At 69.8% G+C, this 7,187-nt stretch carries 5 protein-coding genes and 1 tRNA gene; 2 read left to right on the top strand and 4 right to left on the bottom strand.

Annotation, left to right across the window (positions count from 1 at the left end):
* Positions 1-118: 118 nt before the first annotated feature.
* The 4 genes from OU415_RS37535 to OU415_RS37520 all read right to left on the bottom strand — a co-directional run bounded on the left by OU415_RS37535 (position 119) and on the right by OU415_RS37520 (position 4,848).
* Positions 119-1,090: a ribose-phosphate diphosphokinase gene (locus OU415_RS37535; RefSeq protein ID WP_270954534.1), complete on the bottom strand. Its 972-nt coding sequence runs from the start codon at positions 1,088-1,090 to the stop codon at positions 119-121.
* Positions 1,091-1,101: 11 nt separating this feature from the next.
* Positions 1,102-2,646, bottom strand: coding sequence for a bifunctional UDP-N-acetylglucosamine diphosphorylase/glucosamine-1-phosphate N-acetyltransferase GlmU (gene glmU / locus OU415_RS37530; RefSeq protein WP_270954533.1), 1,545 nt, complete (start codon positions 2,644-2,646; stop codon positions 1,102-1,104).
* Positions 2,647-2,957: 311 nt separating this feature from the next.
* Positions 2,958-4,718 carry a GGDEF domain-containing protein gene (locus OU415_RS37525; RefSeq protein WP_270954532.1) on the bottom strand — a complete coding sequence of 587 codons (1,761 nt, stop codon included), beginning with the start codon at positions 4,716-4,718 and terminating at the stop codon, positions 2,958-2,960.
* 59 nt (positions 4,719-4,777) lie between these two features.
* Positions 4,778-4,848 (bottom strand) — tRNA-Gln (locus OU415_RS37520).
* 417 nt (positions 4,849-5,265) lie between these two features.
* Here OU415_RS37520 and OU415_RS37515 point away from each other — a divergent pair.
* Positions 5,266-6,228, top strand: coding sequence for an acyl-CoA desaturase (locus OU415_RS37515; protein WP_270954530.1), 963 nt, complete (start codon positions 5,266-5,268; stop codon positions 6,226-6,228).
* Positions 6,229-6,402: 174 nt separating this feature from the next.
* On the top strand, positions 6,403-6,996 hold the full coding sequence (locus OU415_RS37510; protein ID WP_270954528.1) for a TetR/AcrR family transcriptional regulator: 594 nt from the start codon (positions 6,403-6,405) through the stop codon (positions 6,994-6,996).
* The last annotated feature ends 191 nt before the right edge of the window (positions 6,997-7,187 follow it).

Genomic DNA, 7,187 nt, shown 5'->3' with positions numbered 1-7,187 from the left:
TGTGGAGAACTTCCGCAAATTCAATGGAAATCGGAGGTCCGATTTCCATTGAATTTGCGTCGGAACGGCGAACGGCCCCGGTCCGCAGCGGACCGGGGCCGTTGTGCGCTCGAGGTGATCAGGCGCGGCCGTCGAAGAGGCTGGTGACCGAGCCGTCCTCGAAGACCTGGTGGATCGCTTCCGCCACGAGCGGCGCGATCGACAGGACCGTGAGGTTGTCGAAGCGGCGCTCCTCCGGGATCGGCAGCGTGTTGGTCAGGACGACCTCCTTCGCGCCGCAGGAGGACAGGCGCTCCACCGCCGGGCCGGACAGCACCGCGTGCGTCGCCGCGATGATGACGTCCTTGGCGCCCGCGGCCAGCAGCTGCTCGGTGGCCTTGGTGATCGTGCCGCCGGTGTCGATCATGTCGTCGACCAGCACGCACAGCCGGCCCTCGACGTCACCGACGACGCGGTTGGCGACCACCTGGTTCGGCTTGCTGGGGTCGCGGGTCTTGTGGATGAACGCCAGCGGGGTGCCGCCCAGGTCGTCCGCCCACTTCTCCGCCACCCGGACGCGGCCGGAGTCGGGGGAGACCACGGTGATCTGCTCGTCCGCGTAGGTGTCGCGGATGTAGCTGGCCAGCAGCTTCTGCGCCATCAGGTGGTCCACCGGACCGTCGAAGAAGCCCTGGATCTGGTCGGTGTGCAGGTCGATCGCCATGATGCGATCGGCACCCGCGGTCTTGAACAGATCAGCGATCAGCCGCGCCGAGATCGGCTCGCGGCCCTTGTGCTTCTTGTCCTGCCGGGCGTAGCCGTAGAACGGCATGACCACGGTGATCCGCTTGGCGCTGGCCCGCTTGAGCGCGTCCACCATGATCAGCTGTTCCATGATGGCGTCGTTGAGCGGGTTGCAGTGCGACTGGATGACGAAGGCGTCGCAGCCGCGCACCGACTCGTCGTAGCGCACGAAGATCTCGCCGTTGGCGAACTTGTAGGCAGCCTGGGGCGTGACCGTTACGTCGAGCTGCTTGGCCACCTCCTCGGCAAGTTCCGGGTGGCTGCTACCGGAGAAGAGCTTGAGGCTCTTCTTCGGGGTCGCAGACATGGCACTCACGGTCATCGTCCCTCCCCGTTCGACGTCCGTCGTTGGGCGTCTTCCGTCGGATTGGTGGTCGGTTCCTTCGCCAAGGCCTGTTGTGCGGCCTCGTCCGCCGGGGTGCCGGAGCGGCGCTTGGCCACCCAGCCCTCGACGTTGCGTTGCCTGCCGCGGGCGACTGCCATCGCCCCCGGCGGGACATCCTGGGTGATCGTCGATCCGGCGGCGGTGTAGGCACCGTCGCCGATCTCGACCGGTGCGACGAAGGTGTTGTCCGCACCGGTCCGGGCGTGCGACCCGATCACGGTGCGGTGCTTGTTCACCCCGTCGTAGTTGACGAAGATCGTGGCCGCGCCGATGTTGGTGTGCGCACCGATCGTCGCGTCGCCCACGTAGGTCAGGTGCGGCACCTTGGTGCCCTCGCCGATCTCGGCGTTCTTGGTCTCGACGAAGGTGCCGACCTTGCCCTTCGCGGAGAGCCGGGTGCCGGGGCGCAGGAACGCGAACGGACCGACGCTGGCGTTCGCGCCGACCTCGGCGCCTTCGCCGTGGGTGCGCACCACCGACGCGCCGGGGTGCACGGTGCAGGCGGTCAGCGTGGTGTCCGGACCGATGGTGGCGCCTTCGCCGACGGTGGTCCCGGCGCGCAGCTGCACGCCCGGCTCGACCAGCACGTCGCGGTCCAGCTCCACGTCGCAGTCCAGCTGCACCGAGTTCGGGTCGGTGATGGTGACGCCCGCGCGCATCCACTTCAGCAGCAGGCGGCGGTTCAGCTCGGCACCGAGCCGGGCCAGCTGCACCCGGTCGTTGATGCCCTCGACCAGCCACGGGTCGGCGCAGACCAGCGCGCCCACCGGGCGGCCGTCGGCGCGCGCGATGGACAGCACGTCGGTCAGGTAGAGCTCGCCCTGGGCGTTGTCGGTGGACAGCCGCTCGAGCGCGTCGGTGAGGACTTCCGCGTCGAAGGCGTAGACCCCGGAGTTGATCTCGGTGATCTCCGCCTGCTCCGGGGTGGCGTCCTTCTGCTCGACGATCCCGGTGACGTTGCCGTCGGCGTCGCGCAGCATCCGGCCGTAGCCGGTGGGCTCGTCGACCACGGCGGTCAGCACGGTGACCGCGTTGCCGGAACCGGTGTGCTCGGCGAGCAGTCCGCGCAGCGTTTCGGCGTCGAGCAGCGGCACGTCGCCGTAGCTGACCAGGACCGTGCCGGTGAGTTCGGACGGCAGGGCGCTGAGCCCGCAGGACACCGCGTGCCCGGTGCCCAGCTGCTGCTCCTGGACGGCGGTGCTGATCGGCATGTCGAGCGCCTTGGCCACGCCGTCGAGGTGCTCGGCGACGGCTTCGCGACCGTGCCCCAGCACGACCACCAGCGAATCGGGCTCGACTCCGGCCGCCGCTCGCACCGCGTGCTCGACGAGCGGTCTGCCCGCGAGCCGGTGCAGCACCTTCGGGGTGGCCGACCGCATCCTGGTTCCCTCGCCGGCGGCGAGCACGACGGTGCTGACCGGTTCCGGGTGTGCGGCAGCGCGGTGGGAGGGGGCCGGGGCGGTGTCGCCCTGGAGCATCTGCGCTCTCCCTTGATCTCTGTGCGGCGTGGTGGCCGGAAGTGCCTGTTGCGTCCAAGCGGGTGAAGGGTAACCGGACCGGTTCGGCGTCTGGTCCAGCGCCCCTGCAGGACTTCCGGCGCGAGTGATGGTACCGCCGAACGGTCCAGCGATGAGTCCTCGACATACGCCGCGAGCTGGGCAGATGTGATCTTCGATGCAGCGGTCGGGCGACGGAGGGGTGACCGATCGCACCCTCGGCGAGCTTGGTGGGGGCCACCGCCGAGTGATCGCGGCGGTCGGGGGTGATCCCCGTCTAAAACTCGATCGGGTTAGAGGGCGTCCGGCGGGACCCACACGGAGTGATCTTCGACCGGTTGGTGGTTCGGCGGCGGGATCGCGCCGCCCGCGAGCGCTGCCACGCGGTTCCCGCCGCCGCGCTTGGCCTGGTACATCGCGGCGTCCGCGCGGGCGAGCACCTGCGCCGCCGATTCCTGCGGCCGCATCGCGACGACGCCGATCGACAGCGTCACCCCGTGGATCTCCTCGGCGGGCAACCGGTCGACCGCCTCGACCGTGCGCTGCAGCGCGGCTTCCGCGGCGCCGAGCGTCGCGCCCGGCAGCAGCACGACGAACTCGTCACCGCCGTAGCGCGCGACGAAGTCGTCGGTGCGCAGCGTGTCGCGCAAGGTCACCGCGACCATGCGCAGCACGTCGTCGCCCTCGGCGTGCGAGCAGCGGTCGTTGACGCCCTTGAAGCCGTCGAGGTCGACCAGCGCCACCGCCAGCGGGGCGGCGTCGGGTTCGGTGAGCAGCGCTTCCAGCCGGTCGTCGAGGGCTCGCCGGTTGGACAGGCCGGTCAGCGGGTCCTGCAGGGCCTGCCGGGTGATCGCGTCGTGCTTGTGGTTCAGCCGCGAGTTCTCCAGCCGGGTGACCAAAGTGGACAGCCGCGCCTGGCGCATGGTCCACAGCTCGGTCTCCAGCTCCAGCGCGTACTCGCGCAGCGCCTCGTGCACGTCGGCGCTGTCCAGCTCGGTCAGCTGCGCGTACTCGCGGGCCAGCGAGATGCGCAGCGTCGGCTCCGAGGTGTCCGAGTCCAGCTCGGCCCTGGTCTCCGACAGCACCTGCACCGCGCGCTCGCCCTGATCGGCCTGGGTCAGGCAGCGGGACAGCGCGATCGCCACGATGATCTTCTCGCGCGGGTGGATCGCGCGGTCGAGATCGCGCAGCACCTCCAGGCGCTCGATGTGCTCGGCGTGCGGCTTCGCGAGCGCGTGCGCGGCGCCGAGCACCGGCATCTGCTCGGCGGCCGGGCGGTCGGACACGCGGGGGAACAGCGACTCGCGCCACGGTCCCTCGACCGCCACGGCGATGGCAGACGCGGTGGCGAAGCGGCCGGTGGCCTCGGTCTGCTGCCCTATGCGCTCCAGCCGCAGCCCCCAGCCGAGCAGCATCCGGCACCGGTTGATCATGTGCACCGCGATCTCGTGCGGTCCGCCGCTCTCCCGGATCCGCTGGTGGGCGCGGGTCATCACCTCGTCGGCCATCTCGTAGACGCCGAGCTGGGTGAGCACCAGGCCGATGTCGATCAGCGCGGTCGCCAGCAGGCGCTCCCACGAACGACGGCCCAGCGTGCGGTCGGGCACCAGTTCGTCGTCGAGCATCGCCAGTCCGTAGGCGATCTCGGTCAGCGCGATGTCCTCGCTGCCGCCCAGCAGCGCGCGGCGACCGCGCAGGGCGCGGGCATCGGCCTGCAGCACGTCGAGGCCGTGCCGGCGGGTGTGCAGGAGCAGCTCGTCGAGCAGCGGATCGGCGCTGGCGACCAGACCGGGCGAGGCCATCCGCATCGAGGCGCAGTGCCGGAGGAGCTGGGCGACGATCCGGGGCTCGCCGCGGCGCTGGGCCTCGGCGAGCAGGTTGTCCGCCTCGCGGATCGTGCTGCGCTGGCCGGCCGGGTCGCTGTGCTGGCCGACTGCGTTGAGTTCGCGAGCGCGTCCCACCAACCACGCGTCGGACACCTCGCTCAGCGTGGTCACCGGGTCATCGCGCACGGTGGTCGTGTCGTCGCGCAGCGGCGCACACCCCCTGTTCACCCTGCCTCCCGGGCGGAACGCGTCGTCACGCGCCGCGCCGGATCCGGGAGGACCGCTCGCTCCGCCGCCAGGATTCGAACCTGGACCATCGGAACCAAAATCCGAGGTGCTGCCTTTACACCACGGCGGATCGGGCGTCGTCGCCCCTCGGTGCCGATCTGTGACGCCCGGCACCGCTGCCCGAGCTTACCGGCCCGGGGCGACAGGCGGTGTTGCCCGGCCGACATCGTGACACGAGGGCCGGGGCGGGGTGGCGTCGGGCTTGCCGAGCGGCGGGGTTCGGGGCGTGCTTGCACGTAGGTGGGACGTGGTGGAACGCCATCAGGTTGCGCAGTTGATCGGTCTGTTCGGGTGAACGCGGGCGAACCGGACACGCCCGAGGGCGTGCGACACGCCGCATTTTTGCCGCCCGGGGGTGACGATTTGGCATCGGACAACTTACGCTGGCGTAGGTTACGGTCCCGTAGGCTGGAGGTGTTGCGGGTCCGTGCTTCCCGGCGCCGACCGCAGTTTTCCCACCTCCCCAACGCCATTCGAGGTATTGAGTATGACCGCAGCAGCCGAGGGTGTTGCTCCTCCGAAGGCCGAATCCGGGCCCAAACCGCTGACCACGGGGCCGCAGTCCGCTGGGCGTTCGTCCCTCGTGTACGCGTTCCTCCTGATTCCGATGGCTGCGCTCATCGCTTCGGTCCCCGCGCTCTGGGGCTGGGGCATCGGGCCGGTCGACATCGGCTTGGCCGTGGCCTTCTGGGTGATCAGCGGGCTCGGCGTCACGGTCGGCTTCCACCGCTACTTCACGCACGGGGCGTTCAAGGCCAACCGCGGCGTGAAGTACGCCCTGGCCATCGCCGGGATGATGGCGGTCCAGGGCCCGGTCATCACCTGGGTCGCCGACCACCGCCGCCACCACGCCTTCTCCGACCGCGAGGGCGACCCGCACTCGCCGTGGCTGTTCGGCACCTCGGCGGTCGCGCTGACCAAGGGCTTCTGGCACTCCCACATGGGCTGGATGTTCAAGCGGGAGATGACCAACGAGGACCGGTTCGCCCCCGACCTCCTCAAGGACCGCGAGCTCGTCGTGCTCAACAAGCTGTTCCCGCTGTGGACGGCGCTCAGCTTCCTGCTGCCCGCCCTGCTGGGCGGCCTGATCACCTGGTCCTGGTGGGGCGCGGTGACCGCCTTCTTCTGGGCCGGCCTGGTCCGGGTGTCGTTCCTGCACCACATCACGTGGTCGGTGAACTCGATCTGCCACATGATCGGCGAGCGCCCGTTCAAGAGCCGCGACAAGGCGGCGAACTTCTGGCCGCTGGCGATCCTGTCCTTCGGCGAGTCCTGGCACAACTCCCACCACGCCGACCCGACCTGCGCCCGCCACGGCGTGCTGCGCGGCCAGCTGGACATCTCGGCGCGGGTGATCTGGTTCTTCGAGAAGGTCGGCTGGGCCTGGAAGGTCCGCTGGCCCAACGAGAAGCGCCTCGCGCGGATCGCGGTCACCGAGTACAAGGGCTGACGTTCCGGTTCCAGGAGTGCCCGTGCGGCGGTTGCCGTGCGGGCACTTTTCACGCGGGTCGGCACACAGGTGCCGGTTCTGCCGCCTAGGGTGGTGCGAGTGGTTTCACGGCGACGCGGGCGCAGCACGTCCGAATCGGGAGCGCAGACTTCGGGGCGCACCGCACGAGTCCGGATGACGGGGAAGGAACGTCGGCAGCAGCTGCTCGACGTGGCCCGGGCGTTGTTCGCGGAGAAGGGCTTCGACGGCACCTCCATCGAGGAGATAGCGCACCGCGCCGGGGTGTCCAAGCCCGTGGTGTACGAGCACTTCGGCGGCAAGGAAGGCGTGTACGCGGTCGTGGTGGACCGCGAGATGCGCAACCTGCTGGACCTGATCGTCTCGGCGCTGTCGGCCGGGCACCCGCGGGACCTGCTGGAACAGGCGGCGCGGGCGCTGCTGGACTACATCGACAACAACACCGACGGCTTCCGCGTGCTGGTCCGGGACTCGCCGGTGGCCAGCCACAGCGGCACCTTCTCCAGCCTGCTCAACGACATCGCCAGCCAGGTCGAGCACATCCTCGGGCTGCAGTTCACCGCCCGCGGCTACGACGCGAAGCTGGCCCCGCTCTACAGCCAGGCCCTGGTGGGCATGGTCGCGCTGACCGGCCAGTGGTGGCTGGAGGCGCACAAGCCGAAGAAGGAAGAGGTGGCCGCACACCTGGTCAACCTCGCCTGGAACGGCCTGTCCCACCTCGAGCACAAGCCCAAGCTCTCCACGAAGTGACCCCCACCCGGCTCCGGGGCCGGTCGGACGCAAATTCAATGGAAATCAGAGGTCCGATTTCCATTGAATTTGCGGGAGTTCTCCACAGCCGAGACGACTTGTCCACAGGTGTCGGCGTGTCGGGGTTCGGAGGTCCCGACACGCCGGGGTCCCGACACGCCCGGGTGTGCAGTTTCAATTGAAACTGTTAA

Source organism: Saccharopolyspora oryzae, from assembly GCF_027853915.1.
Taxonomy (GTDB): domain Bacteria; phylum Actinomycetota; class Actinomycetes; order Mycobacteriales; family Pseudonocardiaceae; genus Saccharopolyspora; species Saccharopolyspora oryzae.
This window is presented reverse-complemented; position numbering and strand designations above follow the sequence as displayed.